Origin of the sequence: Pseudoalteromonas sp. SG45-1, from assembly GCF_014164135.1 — a bacterium.
In the GTDB taxonomy this organism is placed as follows: domain Bacteria; phylum Pseudomonadota; class Gammaproteobacteria; order Enterobacterales; family Alteromonadaceae; genus Pseudoalteromonas; species Pseudoalteromonas distincta.
This window is the reverse complement of sequence record NZ_JACJEP010000004.1, coordinates 64,813-85,624: the sequence shown is the minus strand read 5'-3', so window position 1 is coordinate 85,624 and position 20,812 is coordinate 64,813. Positions and strand designations below refer to the sequence as shown.

Annotated in this window: 18 protein-coding genes; 6 read left to right on the top strand and 12 right to left on the bottom strand. The window is 38.0% G+C overall.

Going from position 1 to position 20,812, the window contains the following annotated elements:
- Position 1 precedes the first annotated feature (1 nt).
- The 6 genes from H5117_RS05315 to H5117_RS05290 form a co-directional block, all read right to left on the bottom strand.
- The gene (locus H5117_RS05315; RefSeq protein WP_182736449.1) at positions 2 to 1,891 is read right to left on the bottom strand and encodes a methyl-accepting chemotaxis protein; all 1,890 of its coding nucleotides are present in this window, start codon (positions 1,889 to 1,891) and stop codon (positions 2 to 4) included.
- Between the two features lie 255 nt (positions 1,892 to 2,146).
- Positions 2,147 to 3,403, bottom strand: coding sequence for a sugar MFS transporter (locus H5117_RS05310; RefSeq protein ID WP_024595015.1), 1,257 nt, complete (start codon positions 3,401 to 3,403; stop codon positions 2,147 to 2,149).
- Between the two features lie 88 nt (positions 3,404 to 3,491).
- A complete protein-coding gene (locus H5117_RS05305; RefSeq protein ID WP_182736447.1) occupies positions 3,492 to 4,382 on the bottom strand; it encodes an ABC transporter substrate-binding protein in 891 nt (296 codons plus the stop codon).
- Between the two features lie 78 nt (positions 4,383 to 4,460).
- A complete protein-coding gene (locus H5117_RS05300; protein ID WP_024595017.1) occupies positions 4,461 to 4,973 on the bottom strand; it encodes an RNA methyltransferase in 513 nt (170 codons plus the stop codon).
- On the bottom strand, positions 4,973 to 5,485 hold the full coding sequence (locus H5117_RS05295) for a YcgN family cysteine cluster protein (RefSeq protein ID WP_004334734.1): 513 nt from the start codon (positions 5,483 to 5,485) through the stop codon (positions 4,973 to 4,975). The genes H5117_RS05300 and H5117_RS05295 overlap by 1 nt, the downstream gene beginning before the upstream one ends.
- A gap of 97 nt (positions 5,486 to 5,582) precedes the next feature.
- On the bottom strand, positions 5,583 to 7,424 hold the full coding sequence (locus tag H5117_RS05290) for a DUF885 family protein (RefSeq protein WP_182736444.1): 1,842 nt from the start codon (positions 7,422 to 7,424) through the stop codon (positions 5,583 to 5,585).
- Between the two features lie 154 nt (positions 7,425 to 7,578).
- On the opposite strand from H5117_RS05290, the gene H5117_RS05285 reads away from it, so the two are divergent.
- Both H5117_RS05285 and H5117_RS05280 read left to right on the top strand, forming a co-directional pair.
- Entirely contained in the window at positions 7,579 to 8,856 is a 1,278-nt protein-coding gene (locus H5117_RS05285) for an amidohydrolase family protein (protein ID WP_154902860.1), read from the top strand.
- Positions 8,857 to 9,074: 218 nt separating this feature from the next.
- The gene (locus tag H5117_RS05280) at positions 9,075 to 11,495 is read left to right on the top strand and encodes a TonB-dependent siderophore receptor (protein WP_182736442.1); all 2,421 of its coding nucleotides are present in this window, start codon (positions 9,075 to 9,077) and stop codon (positions 11,493 to 11,495) included.
- Between the two features lie 138 nt (positions 11,496 to 11,633).
- Here the strand turns inward: H5117_RS05280 and adhP are convergent, their stop codons facing one another.
- Positions 11,634 to 12,644, bottom strand: a complete 1,011-nt coding sequence (gene adhP, locus H5117_RS05275) for an alcohol dehydrogenase AdhP (protein ID WP_024596845.1) — start codon at positions 12,642 to 12,644, stop codon at positions 11,634 to 11,636.
- A 205-nt stretch (positions 12,645 to 12,849) separates the two neighbouring features.
- Here adhP and H5117_RS05270 point away from each other — a divergent pair, with 205 nt between their 5' ends.
- Positions 12,850 to 13,395, top strand: coding sequence for a GbsR/MarR family transcriptional regulator (locus tag H5117_RS05270; RefSeq protein ID WP_024596846.1), 546 nt, complete (start codon positions 12,850 to 12,852; stop codon positions 13,393 to 13,395).
- Between the two features lie 40 nt (positions 13,396 to 13,435).
- On the opposite strand, the gene H5117_RS05265 is transcribed toward H5117_RS05270, so the two are convergent.
- Positions 13,436 to 14,452 carry a lytic transglycosylase domain-containing protein gene (locus H5117_RS05265; protein WP_004334714.1) on the bottom strand — a complete coding sequence of 339 codons (1,017 nt, stop codon included), beginning with the start codon at positions 14,450 to 14,452 and terminating at the stop codon, positions 13,436 to 13,438.
- On the bottom strand, positions 14,445 to 14,732 hold the full coding sequence (locus H5117_RS05260) for a YcgL domain-containing protein (RefSeq protein WP_004334712.1): 288 nt from the start codon (positions 14,730 to 14,732) through the stop codon (positions 14,445 to 14,447). Before H5117_RS05260 ends, H5117_RS05265 begins: the two co-directional genes overlap by 8 nt.
- Positions 14,733 to 14,887: 155 nt before the next feature.
- Between H5117_RS05260 and minC the strand changes: the two genes are divergently transcribed.
- Genes minC through minE form a run of 3 tightly spaced genes read left to right on the top strand, consistent with a single transcriptional unit; the run spans position 14,888 to position 16,672 of the window.
- Entirely contained in the window at positions 14,888 to 15,592 is a 705-nt protein-coding gene (minC, locus tag H5117_RS05255; protein ID WP_024596847.1) for a septum site-determining protein MinC, read from the top strand.
- Positions 15,593 to 15,597: 5 nt separating this feature from the next.
- Complete coding sequence (gene minD, locus H5117_RS05250; protein WP_004334708.1) at positions 15,598 to 16,407, top strand: septum site-determining protein MinD; 810 nt, start codon at positions 15,598 to 15,600, stop codon at positions 16,405 to 16,407.
- 1 nt (position 16,408) lies between these two features.
- A complete protein-coding gene (gene minE / locus H5117_RS05245) occupies positions 16,409 to 16,672 on the top strand; it encodes a cell division topological specificity factor MinE (RefSeq protein ID WP_004334706.1) in 264 nt (87 codons plus the stop codon).
- A gap of 323 nt (positions 16,673 to 16,995) precedes the next feature.
- Here minE and rnd read toward each other — a convergent pair whose 3' ends face one another.
- The 3 genes from rnd to H5117_RS05230 form a co-directional block, all read right to left on the bottom strand.
- Positions 16,996 to 18,126 carry a ribonuclease D gene (gene rnd / locus H5117_RS05240; RefSeq protein ID WP_182736439.1) on the bottom strand — a complete coding sequence of 377 codons (1,131 nt, stop codon included), beginning with the start codon at positions 18,124 to 18,126 and terminating at the stop codon, positions 16,996 to 16,998.
- Positions 18,127 to 18,177: 51 nt separating this feature from the next.
- Entirely contained in the window at positions 18,178 to 19,830 is a 1,653-nt protein-coding gene (gene fadD / locus H5117_RS05235; RefSeq protein ID WP_182672373.1) for a long-chain-fatty-acid--CoA ligase FadD, read from the bottom strand.
- Positions 19,831 to 19,945: 115 nt separating this feature from the next.
- Complete coding sequence (locus H5117_RS05230; RefSeq protein ID WP_182736437.1) at positions 19,946 to 20,797, bottom strand: alpha/beta hydrolase; 852 nt, start codon at positions 20,795 to 20,797, stop codon at positions 19,946 to 19,948.
- Between the last annotated feature and the right edge of the window lie 15 nt (positions 20,798 to 20,812).

Sequence of the window (20,812 nt, the reverse complement as noted above, 5' to 3'; positions counted from 1 at the left end):
TTTATACTTTAAACTTTTGAACCATATTTTCTAAGGCACTAAACTGCTGTTTTAGTTTGGTACATTCGTCAAGCGTGTCATTTAAGTTAGCCTTGCCTTGTATAGAAAGCGCACTAATTGTTTGAATATCAGTATCTAATAACTTAACAACTTGGTTTTGCTCATCTGTTGCACTGGCCACAGAATGATTTGCATCGTTTATTTGCTTAATAGCTTGAATAACATGACTCATTAAATTGCCGACGGCATCTGCTTGTTGTACGCTTTTTTCACTGTCTTGAAGGCTTGTTTTCATAAGCTCTACAGCAAGGTTTGAGCCTTTTTGTAACTGGCTCACTGTGTCTTCAATCTCTTGCGTTGACTGTTGAGTGCGGTGCGCTAATTGGCGAACTTCATCTGCTACAACGGCAAAACCGCGTCCCGCCTCTCCTGCTCTAGCCGCCTCAATTGCGGCATTAAGTGCCAATAAATTAGTCTGCTCGCTTACACCTTTAATAACTTCAAGCACTTGGCCAATACTGGCTGTATGCGTATTTAAACTGTTTATAGTTTGCTGAGCTTTTTCCATATTACCCGAGAGCTGGTGGATAGTTGCAACACTGTGGCTTAATACTTCTTGGTTTTGTGTTGAGTGTTCATCTGCATTTTTAGCAAGCTGCGATGCACTCTCTGCATTACTTGAAATATCCATTGATGTGGCAGAAAACTGGTTGATAGCTGCTGCAACGCTATCGGTTCGTTTACTTTGATCATCATACATAGACAGCGAAGAATGTGTTTGTGATACCAAGCTCTCAATAGCTGTATCTAATTGCTTTGTAGACTCTTTTACTTGTTCTATTGAATGCTGAATTTTTTCGATGAAAATATTAAATGAATAGCTTAAATCGCCAAATTCATCGTCGTTTTCAACGGTTAAACGCCTTGTTAAATCGCCCTCACCTTGTGCTATATCTTTAATAGCATCGTTTAAACGATTCATTGGCTGCATTAAATAGCGTAATAAAAGCTGCATCATAATTATAATAGTGATAATTCCTATCACCATAAAAACAGCTGCGGTTTGGCCAAAATTAGAGACACTGGCATACGCTTTATCTTTGTCTATAACAACACCTAGGTACCAATCTACGTTTTCAATACCACTAATTTTTGTAAACGAAATAAGCTTAGACTCTCCGTTTATCTCGTACTGGGTAAACTCACTTTGTAAAGGCGTATTCGTGCCAAATATGTCTGATGTATTTTTTAAGTTTAACTGAGCATTTGGATGGCTTAACACTTGGCCTTTATTATCGAGTAAAAAACCATAACCGAGTCCTAAAAAGTCAATATCGTTGATAATTTTTGTCACGGTCTGCATATCAATATCGGCACCTGCAACGCCGCTAAACTGACCATTTTGGAGTATGGGTACTACCGCTGAAATTGTAAGCTCGTTAGTGGTTACATCAATATAAGGAGTTGTAAAAGCGGTATTTGATTTGTTTTCGACTAATTTATACCAAGGACGAGAAGTCGCATCAAAATCTGCAGGTAATACAACCGTTTGATCGTTTAATATAAACGTGCCGCTGGATTTACCTATATACGTATTTTTAAAGCTTCCAGCAAGCTCTGCTGTATTTAGTTGTGAAAGGGTGAGTGCTTTAGAATCATTAGCTTTATGGGTTTTAGCAATTGATATAACAATCGCCAACTTTGCATTTAACCAACTCGCTATATTTTGTGAAACAGATTCGGAATTTTGTTGCAATACCAAGCTTAACTGCTGCTCGGTTTGCTTGCGCATCGCAATGTAGTTATTAAAAGTAAATAACCCTAGCACCAAAACCAAAATTAAGGAGGCTGCAATAGTCACTTTGGAAGTAAATTTCAACGAGTTAAGCATATACACCCTTTTTATTATTTATCGTTATTAGCCTTACTGTTTTAGCAAAAATTTAGCTAAATGTCCTAGTAAAAGAGACTTACAGTTAGGTTATTGATGAAAAATAAGAATAAAGGATTGTAAAACAAAAGGCTTTCGTGGGTAACTGGCTAATATTAAATAATTAATGACTAGATTTATTTTTTATGGAACGTTCCCATTAAATATAGCTTTATAAGTGACTGAATACGTATTCAGTCACTCTTGTATAGTCTGTTATTTCCACTTATTTGCTAAGCGAACAACATTTAAACCGTACCATGCAATAAATACATAACATAACATTGGAACAAAAAAGCTTTGCTGTATATTTACTGTATCAGCTATAAACCCTTGCAGTAATGGTACAAGTGCACCACCAACAATTGCTAAACATAACCAGCCAGAACCTTTGCTCGTCAATGATCCTAGTCGCTCGATTGCAACTGAAAATATAGTCGGGAACATAATTGAGTTAAATAAACCAATTACCAATACTGAGTATAAAGCGACGTCACCTTGAGTAAAAATAGTGATCAATAATAGCGCAATAATACTAAATGCATTAAACGCTATAGCTTTAGAAGGTGCTATCTTTTGTAATAATACAGAGCCTATAAAACGCCCTACCATTGCCCCGCCCCAGTAATAACTAATAAGTGCGGCCGCAGTATGCTCTTCAAGCCCTGCTATGTGCGCCTCACCAAAGTAGTTAACTAAAAAGCTGCCAATGGCAACTTCCCCGCCTACGTAGCAAAATATAGCAAGTACACCCATAGTTAGGTGCGGTGCTTGCATTAACGAACGAGATTCAATTGCTGTATTATTTTCCTCTTTGTGGGCTTCAATTTCTGGAAGCTTTATAAAGGCAAATACAATAGCGATAAGCAATAAAGCGCCAGCAAGCATTAAATAAGGCACTTTTACAGATTCAGCAGTTGCTGCCGATGCGGCTAAACTACCTGCCGTACCGAAAAATAATAAACCACCAACATAAGGCCCAACGGTAGTACCAAGCGCATTAAGTGCTTGTGCTAAATTTAGACGAGAAGAAGCTGTTTTTTCACTGCCAAGAGCTGCAACATAAGGGTTAGCAGAAACCTGAAGTACAGTTACACCAGCAGCAAGTACAAATAAAGCGCCTAAAAATAGCCAATATTCATGTACTACAACAGCAGGGTAAAACAACATACACCCCATTGAAGCCACAATTAAACCAGTTAAAATTCCTTTTTTGTAACCAAATTGCTTAACTAAAAGCCCCGCAGGAATAGAAACAATAAAGTAAGCCCCAAAAAAGCAAAACTGTACTAGCATCGCTTCAAAAAAGCTCAAATCAAATACGCCTTTTAAGCGTGGTATTAGTACATCGTTTAAAACAGTAATAAAACCCCATAAAAAAAATAGGGTCGTCATTGCAGTCAGTGGAAACAGATAATTTTTATTTGGCTGTTCGTTGACCGCGAATGATTGGTTTGTATTTATTTCACTCACGTCGTTTTCACTCCATTAACAAGTTGAAAACGATTTTACATGTTTAAATATAAATTAGTCAGCGCACTTATGGAACGTTCCAGTGGCGTTATTCACATTGCGTGTTGGTCGCTCTAACAATTCGGTCTATTTCGCCACTGTTATTAAACTGATAAAGCCCTTCGTTTATATCCTCTAATACTAAAAGCCAATTATGTGCACGCTTACTAATGGCAAAATATAACGAGTTATATTGCAAAGGAATGCTTTCTTGCTCAATGGAAGAAAGCAAAGAATGTTTTTCAGGTTTAGTTAAAGAGGAGTAAGCCACAGATGATTTCAAAGCTTGAGGATCGCCAATAACCAAATCAACACGTTTAGCAGTCAGTAGCTTAACAAGCTGTAAGTCATCAACAGAGGCGATAACTTCAAACTCACCATTGTCCATCATGGCATCAAACTCTGGCGTATTTTGATACCCTCGAACAACACCAATCTTAAGCCCTTTGAGCGAGTTCAAGTTTCCTGTGAAATGGTCTGTATCGCCTTTCCTTTTTAAAAAAGCAATTTCGCCACCTTTAAACGAATTAGATAAGCCGAGTAATTCTCGACGTGTTTTACCATCAACATAATCGGAGGGGGCTGTATCTTCTATAAAGTATTCAGGCATTAGTATGTCAGCCCTGCCTAGTTCTACATTTCGTACCGCTCTTGCCCAAGGCAAAAATTCAATATATACGCTGTAGCCCTTACTATTTAACAAGGCAATTGAAAATTGATAAACCCAGCCTTTATTACATACATTATTACCAATATAGGGAGGCCAATCGAGCGTGGCTAGATGAAGTGTTTGTTTGGAGTTTTTAGCTTCATAGAGCACCCCTGATTTATGGGAATGCCCAGTTAAAGTGTGTTGAGTAGCATTTTGAAAATACTCAACCGATGTTTCAGCAAAACTATTACTAGTTGTTAGCAATAATATAAAATAAAACCAGCGCATTTTAGTATCTATTTGTGATTAATAGTGTTTTTAAGTTTAGCTACTACTAACACTTTTGCACAAATAAACCTTAACTAATCAGCTTTTTTGCCACCTCATTTTATTGTTTGTATCACGAGAGCTAATAATAGTATCGTCACTACTCTCAACGCCGCCTAATTTAGCCAAGCGGTCATACAAAACTACATTACAGGTTGCCGCTAAATTCATACAGCCAATAGTTGGAATATAAACAACCTCATCGCACCACTTTAAGACGTCTTTTGATACAGAACCATCTTCGGGACCAAATACATAAAATGCATTTTCAGGATGTTTAAACTCAGGTAAAGGTGTTGCACCTTCAATAAGCTCAATAACCACAACCGTTGCGCCTTGTGGCTTTATTGCTTCTAAATTATCTGTTTCGGTTAAAGGAATACGCTCCACTACATTTTTTGTATCTGTATGGAATTTTTTGGCATTTAAGTAGCGATTGCCTGTAAAAAAAACTTGTTTAGCGTCATAACAGCCAGCTGCTCGCAATACACCGCCAACATTAGTCGGGCTTTTAGGATTGATTAAACCAATTACGGCTTGTTGTTTACTCATTAATCTACGTCCTTTGTTGGCCATTCTGCAATGTACAAATCAAAGTCGTCGAGCTTTACATCGCAATCTTTTACTGTTTTGTCTTTTACAGAAATACCTAGCTCATGCATCTTTGTTTTATCACCATTATTTAATAACGGATGCCAAGAAGCCAAACCACGACCTTCATGTAAACGACGGTAACTGCAGCTTTGTGGCATAAAAAAGATGTCTTTAAGGTTTTCTTTTGTGAGTTTTACACAAGAAGGAACAAGCGTTTGGCGGTTTTCATATTCGCTACAACCACAGGTGTTGTTATCAAGATACTGACATACAATATTAGTAAATATTAATTGCTCACCTTCGCGTAACTGATCGGTGGCGGTAAATTCGTCTTCATCTTCGCTATCAATAAACGTATTTAAACAACATTTTCCGCATCCATCACAAATGGCTTCCCATTCGTTTTGACTCATGTCGCTTAAGCTTTTTTTAAGCCAAAATTGTGTATTTGCTAATTGTTGATCAAACATAGTTTACTCGTGCCCCCTAAAGAGCGCGCATTCTACCGTATTGCTGTAAATGGCGCAAAGCCAATACCCTTTCAAAGTACTGGCTTTGCGCTACAAATTAGCTTTGAGATTTAACCCAACGCTTAATTTTTTCCTCAAGGATTGGCATTGGCAATGCGCCATCAATTAATATTTGCGTGTGAAACGCTTTAATATCAAATTTATTGCCGAGTTCTTTTTTAGAAAAATCACGTAATTCTTGAATTTTAAATTGCCCTAACTTGTAAGAAAGCGCTTGTCCTGGCCATGCAATATATCGCTCTACTTCAGCAATTACATCACTTTTAGCCATAGATGAATTTGCAAGCATGTAATCTATACCTTGTTGACGCGTCCACCCTTTTGCATGAAAACCAGTATCAAGCACTAAACGCATTGCGCGTAATTGCTCATCCGATAAACGTCCATACCACATATAAGGGTCGGTAAATAAGCCTAGCTCTTTACCTAAGCTTTCTGCGTAAAGCGCCCAACCTTCTGCAAACACGGTATAACCACCAAATTTACGAAAATCAGGTAAGCCTTCAATTTCTTGCTGAAGTGCTATTTGAAAGTGATGACCCGGGGCTGCTTCGTGAATCGATAAAGTTTCGAGTAAAAATTTAGGCTGCGCTTTTAAGTTATAAGCATTGATATAAAAAATACCAGGGCGAGAGCCATCAGGCGCCGGAGATGCATAGGATGCACCTGCTGCCGACTGCGCTCTGTAGGCTTCAACTGCTTTTACAACGTAAGGTGCTTTGGGTGCTATGTTAAAAAGTAGAGGTAAACGCGCATCTATTTTTTTCTTAACGTTTTCATATGCCGCAATTAACTCCTCAGGCGTGTCGTAGTAAAATTCATCTGAATCGCGTAAATGATCAAAAAATTCAGATAGCTCACCTTTAAAGCCTACGGTTTCTTTTACTTTTTTCATTTCGCTTAAAATGCGCGACACTTCACTTAAACCAATGTCATGAATTTCGTCTGCAGATAAGCTAAGCGTCGTGTTTTTCTTAATTTGGTATTCGTACCATGCTTTACCGTTTGGTAAGTCACTGTAACCTACGCTTTCTCGACTATTAGGAATATATTGATTAGCTAAAAAGTCACTCATACTTTTATAAGCCGGTACTAAGTGCTGCATAATCAATTGACGATACTGCGCTGTAATTTTTTGCTTTTGTTGTTCGCTAAACGATTCTGGTAATTTTTTAACTGGTCTCCAAAATAATGAGTCTTCGGCATTTTTAACTACATGAGCTGCAAATTGTGGCTGTAATTTTTCAGCAAGTGGTTTTGGTAACGTAATACCTAGTTTGATGCCTTGCGCCATTGAACGCTCTACACTTGCAAGCCACTTTACAAAACCTTCGCTACGCGAGATAAAAGCGGTGTAATCTTCAACGGTATTAAACGGCTGAGCACTTTGACCTGAACCAAAACCTGCAAAGGTGTTATGCGCACCCGCCATTTGATTTATTGGTAGTAAATAATCAGGGAACTGCATGCCTTCTAATTTAAGTGCAAGGTCACGCTCTAATATTTCAAAACTTAAAAGCGATTGCCCTGTTAACTGTGCTTTATCTATAAAGTTTAATCGCTGTTGATATTTTTTATAAAAAGCGGCTTTTTTTGCTCTATTTTCTTTTGAAATCACAGGCGTGAATTGATCGTTAAACTCATTACGACCATTGTACGTTGCGCTGATGGGGCTATATGTGAGCGATTCATCGTAATACTGTGCAACAAGTACATCGAGTTGTTGCTCTGCTGAAAGCTCTGAAACAATACCTGCTGATGCGTTAACTGTGTTTAACTGCGTACTGGTATTAGTCTGTGTACTAAGCTCAGTATTCATACAGCCACTTAAAGCAAACATAACGCCACTGGCAACTAATGCTAATTTAATTGATTTCATGATAATCCTTTTTAATATCGTTTTTTAATTATGCGCATTAAACCGTGCTTAATAAAGAAATTACGATAGATTGCATTCATCGTATTAAATTTGCACTTTTATCTGAACTTGTTACATTTCTATTAATTCAAATATGATTTAAAAGAAAAATAAAATGAAAAAACAACTACTCAGCACCTCTATTGCCTTACTTTGCTTAACCACTTTTAATAGCCATGCAGTTACATACCTATCGGCTAAAGCCATGGTTGATGTTAAAGATGGCAAGCTCATTAAATCACCCTTAATTACTATTGATGATGGCGTAATTACAAACATTGAACAAAATAAAAAACCAACGCTGACTAAAGATGATAAACACATTCAACTCCCTGATTTAACCCTTATGCCAGGTTTAATGGATATGCATGTGCATTTAACGAGTGACCCTACGGTGCCGCGCAGTGAGCGTTTAGGCCAGTCAGTTCCTAGAATGGCGATTAAAGCGGCTCATTTTGCTAAAAAAACCTTAGAAGCTGGATTTACAACAGTACGTAATGTTGGCGCAGAAGGTTACAGCGTCATAGCCGTGCGTGACGGCATAAATGCGGGTGACATAGTTGGCCCTCGTATTTGGGCTGCAGGCCCATCACTCGGCATTACTGGCGGGCACTGTGATAACAACCGCCTGCCTCCTGAGCTTAAATATACTTCAAGTGGCGTCGCAGACGGTCCATGGGCTGCGCGTATAAAAGTACGCGAAAATATTAAATACGGGGCAAATGCTATTAAGTTTTGCGCCACAGGTGGAGTATTTTCAAAAGGGACTAAAGTAGGTGCACAGCAGTATTCTTTTGAAGAAATGAAAGCCATTGTTGATGAAGCCCATATGCGAGATTTACCAGTAGCTGCTCACGCACACGGTACAAGCGGTATAAAAACAGCCATTAAAGCAGGTGTTGATAGCGTAGAGCATGCCAGCTTTTTAGATGACGAAGCGATAGCGCTTGCCAAAGAGCATGGAACTTGGCTTTCTATGGATATTTATAACACCGAATACACACTCACTTATGGCGAGCAAAACGGCGTAGACGAAGAAAACCTAAATAAAGAGCGCCAAGTTTCTAAAAGGCAACGTGATAGCTTTAGCCGTGCCGTAAAAGCGGGTGTTAAAATGGTGTTCGGTACCGATGCAGCAATTTACCCGCACGGAGATAATGCAAAACAGTTTAGCCGCATGGTTGAATTTGGCATGACAGAACTACAAGCCATTCAAGCATCAACTATTAATAGCGCTAAGTTATTAAAAATGGATACTCAGTTAGGACAAATTAAAACCGGATTTGCAGCTGATATAATTGCGGTAAAAGCAAATCCTCTTAAAAGTATTAAAACCTTAGAGGCAGTACCTTTTGTAATGAAAGCAGGTGTTGTTTATAAAAACCAGTTGTAAATACACGCTATTAAGGCTGAGTTTACTCAGCCTTAATAAAACTCTCACCTATATTGAATATGCCATAAAAGGGTCACCGCCCCCCTATTAGACTCGCTTTTGTCTATTAATTATCCGAACAGTTTTATTTAATCAAATAAAATGAACTTTCTATTCACTTTAAAAACAATAACCATTATCATTCGCGAAAATTCAATAACGCGAATAGTTATCACTCTATGAAAACGTTTAAGTACTCTCTTATTACTCTTGCTTGTTTAAATGCAAATGTGGGATTTGCCCAAAATACACAAGTTAATCCTGATATTGAACGCATCAGCGTATACGAAAAGCAAAACCGCGTGGTGATGAGCTCTGGTCTTGCTACTAAATCAGACATGTCTTTAATGGAAACTCCTGCACCGGTAGTAATTATTGACCGAGAACTGATTGAATCTCAAGGTGTAGATAGCTTACAAGATTTAGTTAGAAACGTAAGTGGCTTAACACAAGCAGGTAATAATTACGGTATTGGTGATAACTTAGTAATTCGTGGTTTAGATGCAAACTACACCTACGATGGTATGTATGGTGGTGCAGGCCTGGGGAATACATTTAACCCAACTCGTTCACTTACAAATGTTGAATCTGTTGAGGTTTTAAAAGGCCCAGCAACAGGTTTATATGGCATTGGTAGTGCAGGTGGCGTAATTAACCTAATTGAAAAAAAACCAGAGTTTGAAGAAAAACACAAAGTTGCGGCTGAGCTTGGCCAGTGGGATAGCTATTCATTATCGTTTGATAGCACTAACGCTATAACAGATGATTTAGCTTATCGTGTAATGGCTAAAACAGCGTCAAGTGACGGCTTTCGCGATTTAAAAGAAGATCGCGACGAAATTTATACCTCACTTAAATACGTGCTTAATGACAGACAAAACATCATGCTTTCTGCAGCCTATATAAAAGATGAAATAGCGGTTGATTCTATTGGTCATCCTATTCGTATTTACAGTGCAGAAACTGCAAACGGCTTAAGCGCGGGGGAAGTAACTGGTGCCGATTTAGTAAACGATCCGACAGTAAGCGGCGTACAGTTAAGTGATGCACAACGCGACCAACTTGCTAATTCATTATCTGCATCTGATGGCTTAACACCTTATAGCTTTGGCACAAATGGTATTATTTCACCAATGGCTGATGCTAACGAAGGTGAAGAGTTGCGTTTTAAATTAACGCATAACTATTACATTACTGACGATTTGTTTTTAAACCAGCAGCTACAGTACCGTAACTACACATCAAGTTTTGCGCGCCAAACAGGTGCATATAACTACGTCTATTCAACACGCGATGGAATAATTAATAACGACCCTCGTGCTCCATTAGTTGAAGACGGTGTACTTTACCCGTATGCAGCACGCCGCCAAGAATACCGCCAAGTAGAAGCAGATGAAAAATCATGGCAGTACTTCTTAGATTTACGTTATGACTTTATGTTAGGCGACGTAGATAACGAATTACTAGTTAACGCCAACTACGAAGATAGAGATATTCGTTTTAAACAATTCTCAATATGGGATCAAGATTACGTACTCACAAACAATGATGGTGATGTAACGTACCAAGGTTCTTTGCCGTATATTTACGATATAAGAGAACCAAATTGGCCAACCGGTAACTTTGAAGATTACGATCCGCTTAAAACAAGTGACTACAATAAAAAAGTACAAGCATGGGGCTTAGGCATTCAACATGTTGGTTACATAACTGAAGAACTTACAACGCGTATTGGTGTGGCATATAACCGAATTGAGCAAACTTATGAGCACTTTGGTGTTGATGAGCGCTACAGTTCTAGCCGTGCAGAGCCAACACCTGAAGCGAGTACATCAGATTCTGGCTTAACGTATAACCTTGGTGCAACGTATCAGCCATCTGAAGATTTATCTGTATTTGTAAATCATTCAAAAGGGCGTACAGCGTATAGTGTATTAGGCTCTGTGGCAGGAAACGAAGCTGACCGTGAAGATTCAGAGTCTATAAGTAACGACCTAGGCTTTAGATTTAAAGCATTTGATGACCAACTACTCGCATCTGTTGTTATATTTGAAAGCTCTCGTACTAATTTAGAATACGCAAACCCGCTTTATGACGCATTAACATCAGGCTCAGATGTACCTGAAAGCTATTATGATGGTAAAGAGCAAACAAAAGGTGTTGAGCTTGATTTAAATGCTTACTTGAACGATAAATGGAAAGTAAACGTAAACGGTATTTATCAAGATGCACGTGACAAAAGTAATCCTAATAGCAGCAGTTACGACACACGCCAAAAAGGTGTGCCTTACGTAACAGCAAGTACGTGGGTAACCTACTACGCAGATATGTTTAATTTACCTGAAGCTGTAAATATAAGTGGTGGTATTACGTTTGTAGATAACAGAAGTACTAATTCAAGTTCATTCTCGATTCCTGATGGTTATGTACCAAGTTATACGACTTACGATACAGCTGTATCGTATACAACTGATAAATGGCATATGCAGTTAAACTTAAATAACTTGTTCAACAAAAAGTATTACTCAAAAGCGATGTTTTTAGGTGGTATGCCAGGGGAAGAGCGTAATGCAAAACTAAGTTTTAGTTACACACTTTAACTAGCTAACCTGAACTCTGGATAATAAATCTATCTCAAGCAGCTATTTTCAGCGCTCAGGTTAGTTAAAGACTTAAAAAGCACGGTTTTCTAATTTAGAAGCCGTGCTTTTTTGTGTTTTATAAACGCTTAATCTAAATTAAATGGTAACCACTATGCGACCGTTAATTTCACCTTTGAGCATATCATCAAAAATTTCGTTAATGTCCTCTAAGCGTTTTTCTTCAATAATCGCTTTTACTTTACCTTGCGCTGCAAATTCCAAGCATTCTTGCAAATCTTTACGTGTACCAACAATAGAGCCAACTACTGAAATGCCATTAAGCACAGTATCAAAAATAGGAAGTGGCATATCCTCTGGAGGTAATCCCACTAATACGCATTTACCGCCACGGCGTACACTTTTATAGGCTTGTTCAAATCCAGCTTTAGACACTGCAGTACACACAACGCCATGCGCACCACCTACTTGTTCAAAAATAGCTTCGCTTGGAACCACCTCTTTAAAATCGAGGGTGATATCTGCGCCTAGCTCTTTAGCAAGCGCGAGTTTTTCTTTACCTGTATCAACAGCTATTACATTAAAACCCATTGCTTTAGCGTACTGTACTGCTAAATGACCAAGCCCGCCCACACCAACAATAGCAACCCACTGCCCTGGTTTAGCACCGGATACTTTTAATGCTTTATAGGTTGTAACACCTGCACAAAATAATGGAGCAGCCTCAGAAAAACCGAGTTCTTCTGGTATTTTTACAACGTAGTCACCATGCGCTAAACAATATTCTGCATAACTACCGTCAATAGAATAGCCAGTATTGTGCTGCGATAAACACAGTGTTTCTTTACCATCTAGGCAAAACTCACAGTGCCCACATGCACTATAGAGCCAAGGAATACCGACTCTATCGCCAACTTCTAAGTGCTTAATGTTGCTTCCGACTTTTTCGATAACACCGACACCTTCGTGCCCTGGTACTAATGGCATTTTTGGTTTTACTGGCCAATCCCCATGACAGGCATGTAAATCGGTATGGCAAACGCCACAGGCCGCTATTTTTACTAAAACATCATTTATTCCCACCTCAGGAATTGGTAAGTCTGTTATTTCTAATTTACCTTTGTATTGAGTATTAATTGCAGCTTTCATAGTCATTCCATCGTATGTGAAGAAAATTAAAGATAAGGATTTATTTATGTATTGTTGTGTACAACATATCCTAATATAGATGTATAAATATTAATCTAAATCATATTTTAGTCATTTAAATTAACTTATAAGCCTGCTAAGAACTTGCTATCCATAATGAGCGTGCTAGCATTTACTTTCTGAAATTACTGAAAGTTACTAAGCTATGAGTTTATCCGAAAAGAATTTTGCCTTTGTAATGCATTGTGGTGAGATGGGCAGCCGATGGGGATTCAATCGTACGATCGGACAAATGTGTGGTTTGCTGATTATTACTAAAAACCCAATGACAGCTAATGAGATTGCAGATGCGCTTAGTATTTCTCGCGGTAATGTAAGTATGGGCATTAAAGAGCTGCAATCGTGGCAGTTAATTAAAGTACAGCATATTCCTGGCGATCGTAAAGAGTACTACGCCCCTGCTGGCGATATTTGGGATATGGCAAATCGCGTATTTGAAGAACGTAAAAAACGTGAAATTGAGCCCACCTTAACACTACTACGCGATAACTTATTAGACGAAGCCAGTAACGATGATGAGCTTTATGCACAAAAACAAATGGGTGAGATTCACAACCTACTTGAAACCGTCACTAAATGGTCATCAGAACTACAGCGTTTAACGCCAGAGCAACTTAATAAGCTAATGAAGCTAGGTTCTGGAATTGGTAAAGTTATTGACCTAAAAGAAAAGATATTCAAAAAAGAATAAAGCCGCAATTGCGGCTTTATTTATAGGTATATTTTAAAAATTAGATTTTTGGATAACCAATTCTGTCCGACAAGTAACCTACACTAGTAGCAAAGTAATACGAGCGATTCCAATGCATAAACACTTTGTAGTTATCGTACGCTAAGTACATACGACCATTTATATCATCAGGCATAACCAGCGCAGCACGTACGTCTACATTAGGTAAATCAGAACCATCAGCTTTACGAACACCCAGTGCTTGCCAATCAGCTAATGAGCGCTCTGAGTCGTTCCAATATTCTAACCACTGCTTGCGAGTTTTGGTACCACGCACTAAAACGTATTTACTATCAAAGTTTTCAGGTAACTGAACTTGGCGACCCCACGTAAGAGAGTCGTTCCAGCCTTCTTGCTTTAGATAATTAGCAATTGAGGCAAATGCATCTTCTTTTGTAGTCCAAATATCTTTACGGCCATCGTTATTGTAATCAACCGCGTAAGCATTAAAAGAGGTAGGCATAAATTGCGTTTGCCCCATTGCGCCTGCCCAAGAGCCTTTAAATTTATCAAGCGTTATGTGGCCCGACTTTAAAATATCCAGTGCAGCCCAAAGCTGGCGCTTATAAAGTGCTTCTCGGCGTCCATCAAAAGCAAGTGTCACTAATGATGAAATAACGTTATGACCGCCTTGAATTGTACCAAAGTTACTTTCAAGCCCCCAAAGCGCGACTATAAAGCGTGCTTGTACGCCAAACTCTTTCGCTACTTTTTCAAGTACCTCTTTGTTTTCTGCGTAAAGCTTACGTGCGCGGTCAATTTTCCATTGTGGTACACGTTTTGGTAAATACGTTTCAAGGGTTTCTTTAACTTCTGGCTGGTTTTTGTCAGCCGAAACCACTTTTTCTTTATACGTTGCTGTTGCAAACGCATCGTCAATAAGTTTGGCTTCGTAACCTTTTGCGATAGCTTCTTGCTTTAAATTCGCTAAATAATCTTGAAATTCAGCCTGAGTTTTTGCCATAACAGGTGAGCTTAAACATACACCACATAATATAACGATAAGTTTTTTAATCACTATCAACTCCATTGTCTTTTCGTAATTGGCTTAGCAAATTTTGCTCAGGTGGTGGAATTTGTAAGTAGTAGCCTTTATCAGGATTTGATAACGCTGCTTTTACAGTTTCTAAATCTGCCCCACCTAAATGCTCACGTTTTGCTAAATTGATGATCATCACATAAACAGGTTGACCAAACATAGCCATCAAAGGTTCCGGAACTTTACTAAAATCATCTCTTTTTTCAACAAATAAGAACGTATCCGCTTTTTTCTTACTTTTATATACTGCAGTGAGCATTATGGCCCTATAAATTCTTGCTTAACAATGCCGCACACTATAACATGAGAGTAATAATAAGTTAGAAAAATTAGATTAGAAATTTCAATAAAGGCCCTATTCAGCCTACGTTTATCTAAAATTAATTTCTAATCAGACAAATCAATTGAGCGTGTATGTCGGACCAAATTTTTGAGTTAAAAGGGAATCTTTTTACGTTATCAGTTTTGCATCTTTATAGTACTGATATAAACCTTTTAGCAGAACAACTGTATGTAAAAATAGCCCAGGCCCCTAAGTTTTTTGAGGGTGCGCCTATTGTCGTTAATTTAATTGAAATCAAAAACAGTTCACTTGATTTTGTTCACTTAAAATCATTAATCGAGCGAATGAGTTTTAATGCGGTTGGTGTGTGTAATGGCTCAGATGAGCAACATACTCAAGCAAAGGCTGCTGGCTTATCTGTTTTAAATTATTCACAAGACGTTAAGAGCGAACCTGTTAAACAAGAGCCCAATACATCGATTGTAGAAAAAACGGTGCATTTACCAGCGCAAATTATCAGCGGTACAGTTCGCTCTGGACAACAAGTTTATGCAAAAGATAGAGATTTGATAGTACTTGGCGCAGTTAGTCATGGTGCGGAAGTCATTGCCGATGGGAATGTGCATATTTATGGCACCCTACGCGGTCGCGCTATTGCAGGCGCAAAAGGTTTTAAAGAAGCACACATTTTTTGCCAAAAACTTGAAGCCGAGCTGGTTTCAATAGATGGTAATTACTGGATCAGTGATTCGCTACAAGGTGAACATTGGGGAAATGCAGTGCAAATACAACAAAAAGACGAATCATTAGAAATTTCAGCTTTGGTTAAAGGATAAATCTCATGGCAAAAGTAATTGTCGTTACCTCAGGTAAAGGCGGTGTTGGTAAAACAACATCAAGTGCTGCAATTGGCACAGGCTTAGCGTTAAAAGGCTATAAAACAGTTATTATCGACTTTGATATTGGTTTACGTAACTTAGATTTAATTATGGGTTGTGAACGCCGCGTTGTTTATGACTTTGTAAATGTAATTAATGGTGAGGCAAACCTTAACCAAGCGCTTATTAAAGATAAACGTGTAGATAAATTATTTTTACTACCTGCTTCACAAACTCGTGATAAAGATGCTTTAACACGTGAAGGTGTTGAACGCGTACTAAATGAACTAAAAGAAGACTTTGATTACATAGTATGTGATTCACCAGCAGGTATTGAAGCTGGCGCTATGATGGCGATGTACTTTGCTGATGAAGCAATTGTTACAACAAACCCAGAGGTGTCGTCAGTTCGAGATTCAGATCGTATTTTAGGTATTTTACACAGCAAATCAAAACGTGCTGAAGAAGGCCTAGAAAATATTAAAGAACACTTACTATTAACACGCTATAACCCTGGTCGTGTTGAAAAAGGTGAAATGCTATCGGTAGAAGATGTGCAAGATATTCTGTCAATCCCATTATTAGGGGTTATTCCTGAATCGCAAGCGGTATTAAGTGCTTCAAACTCAGGCCAACCTGTTATATTGGATACAGAATCTGATGCAGGCCAAGCTTATTCTGATGCAATTAACCGCTTACTAGGTGAAACCGTCGATTTTCGCTTCTTAGACGTTGAGAAAAAAGGCTTATTTAAACGGATTTTTGGAGGTTAACGTGTCTTTACTTGACTACTTCCGCTCAGAAAAGAAAAACAGTGCGTCACTAGCAAAAGAGCGATTGCAGATCATTGTCGCGCACGAGCGTTCTCAGCGAGGAACGCCGGATTACTTACCACAATTAAAACAAGATATTTTAGATGTGATCCGTAAATACGTGAACGTAAGTACCGATGCAGTTCAGGTTCAGTTTGATCAAAACGAAGACGATTTAGCCGTACTTGAGCTAAACGTTACACTACCTGATGAAGAAAAGAAGTAATTGAAGAAAGGGCGCTTTATAAGCGCCCTCTTTATTTTCATTTACTTTTTAATAACTTTCTAAATATCTACGTTTTAATCCCTTGCATGCAACTAAAACTTTTTCACTATGTAACACAAAAATTATAGATAATACCAATTCGCTTAATTAAGTGATCTATTTTGAGGATGGAAAAACGTGTTGATAGCTAAGCAAAAAAATCGCTATTTAGTTGTTCTAAATGAGATTTTTTAACACAGGTAACGACACGTTTAGCGCCGCAAAATGATTAAGTATTATTGCGGATTGGTATAAGTATTACACAGTAAAAAAAATATCTAGTCTTAAGTATCCCATTCTTTTAAAGCGTCTTTAACATAGTTATAGCGCCAAGAGCTTAATAAATCAGGCTTAATATGGCTTTGTTTTTGCTCATTAGTTAACTTCCAATTCCAACTAATCAATTGATTAATTTGCTTTTTAGAGGCCATAACGTCTTCTGGTATATTGTGCTCTTTAGCGACTTTAGTGATCTTTTGTTTAATATCTTTGGCTACTTTTTTATAAGTAGGAAAATCAATTAAGCGCTTAAGTACTTCAGGATGCTCAGCATCTGGTACTGCTTTGGCAACTTCAATACACTTGATTATATCTACACCAGAGCGATTAACTTCAATAGCTTCAACTCCTGGAATTTGACGTAGAGCATTTAAACTTGAAGGACCACGTTTGGCAATTTCAGTCATGTTATGTTCTTTTAACACAAAATTTAGCGCTAAATTTTTCTTAATGGCTTTGTTTCTGCGCCATACAGCAAGTTCTTTTAAAACCGCAAGTTCGTGCGGTTTGAGTTGCCATGCATTTTTAATATCTTTACATAAAAGCTCGTCTGGTGTTTGAAACGCACGTTTTTTAGCTATCAGCTCACTCTCGTTTATTACAATGTCAAAGAACCCATCGGCATTAATACGCTCTATAATCAGCTCGAAACACGGCAATAAGTAAAAAGTATCTGCAGCAGCATAATCTAACTGTTTTTTAGTTAACGGACGTTGTAGCCAGTTAGTGCGTGACTCACTTTTATCTATTTCAATACCTTGCAACTCTTTTACCATGAGGGCAAAGCCCATACAGTTACCTTCCCCAAGTAACTGCAACGCAAATTGTGTATCAAAAAGTGGGGATGGAACAAAGCCTGCGTATTTTTGAAAAACCTCAATATCTTCTGAAGGAGAATGCAGTACTTTTAAAACACTAGGATCTTTTAGTATTTCCCAAAAATCGAATAATGAGAGCTCAGCTAACGGATCGATAAGCGCTAAATGCTCACCATCAAAAACTTGGATAAGTGCAACTTCTGGATACAAAGTGCGACGACGCATAAACTCAGTATCAATAGCTAAAATAGGCTTATTTTTTATTTGTTCAACAAAAGTGTTCAGTTGATTTTGGGTTTCGATCAATTGGTATTGCACTTAATCTCCTACAATAAAAAAGCCGACATATGTCGGCTTTTTTATAGGTTGCTAATCTTTCAAGGCTCTTCGGAGTATTTTACCTACGTTAGTTTTAGGTAACTCATCCCTAAACTCTACCAGTTTTGGGACCTTGTAATTAGTTAAATTATCACGACAGTGACTTATTATATCTTTTTCAGTTAAAGAAGGGTCTTTTTTAACAACAAAAACTTTAACTTGTTCACCACTTACATCGTGAGGAATACCAATAGCAGCAACTTCAAGCACACCTTCGTGCATAGCCACTACCTCTTCTATCTCATTAGGGAAAACATTAAAGCCAGATACAATGATCATGTCTTTTTTGCGATCTACAATAAAGAAGAAACCTTCATCGTCATAAGTTGCAATATCACCTGTTGCAAACCAGCCATCTTTTAAACATTCAGCTGTTGCATCTGGTCGATTGTAATAGCCCACCATAACCTGCGGGCCTTTCACACACATTTCACCCGGTTCACCTTTAGCGGCCTCTTCACCGTTATCAAGTATTAGCTTAATCTCAGTATTAGGCGCAGGCAAACCAATAGAGCCGTTATATGCTTCTAAATCATAAGGACTAATAGTTACTAATGGAGAACATTCTGTAAGGCCATAGCCTTCCATTAATTTTGAGCCAGTCACTTTTTGCCACTTTTCAGCAACAGGACGTTGCACGGCCATACCGCCACCAAGTGACATTTTTAAATGACTGAAATCAAGTTCAGCAAAACCTGGTGTGTTTAATAAACCGTTAAATAACGTATTAACACCAGTAATAGCTGTAAATTTATGCTGACCTAGCTCTTTAACAAACCCAGGCATATCTCGTGGATTTGTGATTAATATATTTAAACCACCGTACTTCATAAACGTCAGGCAGTTAGCTGTTAAAGCAAATATATGATAAAGCGGTAAAGCGGTAACAACAACTTCTGTACCACGATTTAACACTTTGTCTAAACAGCCTGAAACTTGCTCAAGGTTACCAACCATATTGCCATGGCTCAGCATTGCCCCTTTTGATACACCTGTTGTGCCACCGGTGTACTGTAAAAAAGCAAGATCGGACAAGCTCATTTCAGGACGTGTATATTTAGTTTCGTCTGCAGCTAGAACGTCTGAAAAGTTAATTGTGTTTGGTAAGTTGAACTTTGGCACCATTTTTTTAATGTGCTTAACAACAAAGTTGACTATGTGCTTTTTAAGCCCACCAACCATATCGCCTACTTGCGTTACTACAATGTGTTTAACATCAGTGTGTGCAAGTGACTTTTCAAGTGTGTCAGCAAAGTTTGCTAAAATGAAAATAGCGGTAGTGTCAGAATCCTTTAACTGATGCTCTAACTCACGCACAGTGTAAAGTGGGTTAACATTTACAACCACACAACCTGCACGTAAAATACCTAAAATGGTGACTGGTGTTTGTAGTAAGTTAGGCATCATTACGGCAACTTTGTCGCCTTTTTTAAGACCTAAATCATTTTGAATGTAGGAAGCAACTTTTTTTGTTGCTGTATCTATTTCGCTATAAGACAGCGTTTTACCCATATTAGTAAATGCAGGTAAATCGGTGTAGTCAGTAAAACTTTTTTCGAACACTTCGAGTAACGAGTTGTAATGCTCAGGATCGATTGTTTCAGGCATACCCTCTGGGTAGCGCTTAAGCCAGATTTTTTCCACTCTTAGCCCCTGTTTATAATTATATTTTTATTAACCTTAATCTAAGTAAGGCGCTTTAACAATTGAGCAAATACTCTAATGGAGGAATAATCCCACATTTTACGTAAACTTACAATTAACATGCACCATTTTGCAGCATAAAGTCTTGAATATGCTTAAAACATAGTTCACTACTTTGCATATGACAGTGGTGCCCACCATCTACATTAATGACCTTTAAGCTATTGTAATAACTAATATACTTTGCCAGATTTTGTTTTACAAACGAATAACCTTCGTTACCTAAAATTAATTGGCACGGTGCAATTAAATCTTTTATTGCACCAATACATTGCGCCTCATTAAACCTAAAACCTGAGTGATTTTTAAGCTTTGGATCAGTTGTTAATGTATAACCATCTAAAACCGAATTTATATTTCGCTGCATTAAAAGAGCAATAAGCTCACTATTCAAATCGGTTGTTTGAGCACGTGCTTCATAAATAAGCTCTTTCGATTTATAAACTCTCTGCTTCTTATTTTTTAAACGCGCTCTATTTAATACTGCACTTTTTAGCTGTTCACATACGCCTTCGCTGGGAGTTGTAACACACCCAATCCCCTCAATAAAGGTAACAGATTTTACATAATCACCAAAGCAACTAGCAAAAAGCCCTGCAACCATGGCTCCCATCGAATGCCCAACTAAATGCACTTTTTTAACACCAAGCGCATTAATAAGTTGGTACACATCATCAATATAATCAACAAAATAATAATGTGCATCATCACTTCGCCAAGATGATAAACCATGCCCGACAAAATCAATACAGTACCAAGTGTGCTTTGGCTTAGCTTTACTTAACATTGGTATAAAACTGTGGCAGTTATCTAACCAACCATGCAACGCTATTACTATTTCATCCCCAGAACCTACTTTTAAGCCATGAATATTCAAGTTATTGGTTTCAATATTAAATGGCTGCACGGCAAGTCCTTTATT

Excerpts from the sequence above, each read along its gene's own strand:
- H5117_RS05315 (WP_182736449.1), bottom strand. The coding sequence starts at position 1,891 with ATGCTTAACTCGTTGAAATTTACTTCCAAAGTGACTATTGCAGCCTCC.
- H5117_RS05305 (WP_182736447.1), bottom strand. The coding sequence starts at position 4,382 with ATGCGCTGGTTTTATTTTATATTATTGCTAACAACTAGTAATAGTTTT.
- H5117_RS05300 (WP_024595017.1), bottom strand. The coding sequence starts at position 4,973 with ATGAGTAAACAACAAGCCGTAATTGGTTTAATCAATCCTAAAAGCCCG.
- H5117_RS05295 (WP_004334734.1), bottom strand. The coding sequence starts at position 5,485 with ATGTTTGATCAACAATTAGCAAATACACAATTTTGGCTTAAAAAAAGC.
- H5117_RS05290 (WP_182736444.1), bottom strand. The coding sequence starts at position 7,424 with ATGAAATCAATTAAATTAGCATTAGTTGCCAGTGGCGTTATGTTTGCT.
- H5117_RS05285 (WP_154902860.1), top strand. The coding sequence starts at position 7,579 with ATGAAAAAACAACTACTCAGCACCTCTATTGCCTTACTTTGCTTAACC.
- H5117_RS05280 (WP_182736442.1), top strand. The coding sequence starts at position 9,075 with ATGAAAACGTTTAAGTACTCTCTTATTACTCTTGCTTGTTTAAATGCA.
- adhP (WP_024596845.1), bottom strand. The coding sequence starts at position 12,644 with ATGAAAGCTGCAATTAATACTCAATACAAAGGTAAATTAGAAATAACA.
- H5117_RS05270 (WP_024596846.1), top strand. The coding sequence starts at position 12,850 with ATGAGTTTATCCGAAAAGAATTTTGCCTTTGTAATGCATTGTGGTGAG.
- H5117_RS05260 (WP_004334712.1), bottom strand. The coding sequence starts at position 14,732 with ATGCTCACTGCAGTATATAAAAGTAAGAAAAAAGCGGATACGTTCTTA.
- minC (WP_024596847.1), top strand. The coding sequence starts at position 14,888 with ATGTCGGACCAAATTTTTGAGTTAAAAGGGAATCTTTTTACGTTATCA.
- minD (WP_004334708.1), top strand. The coding sequence starts at position 15,598 with ATGGCAAAAGTAATTGTCGTTACCTCAGGTAAAGGCGGTGTTGGTAAA.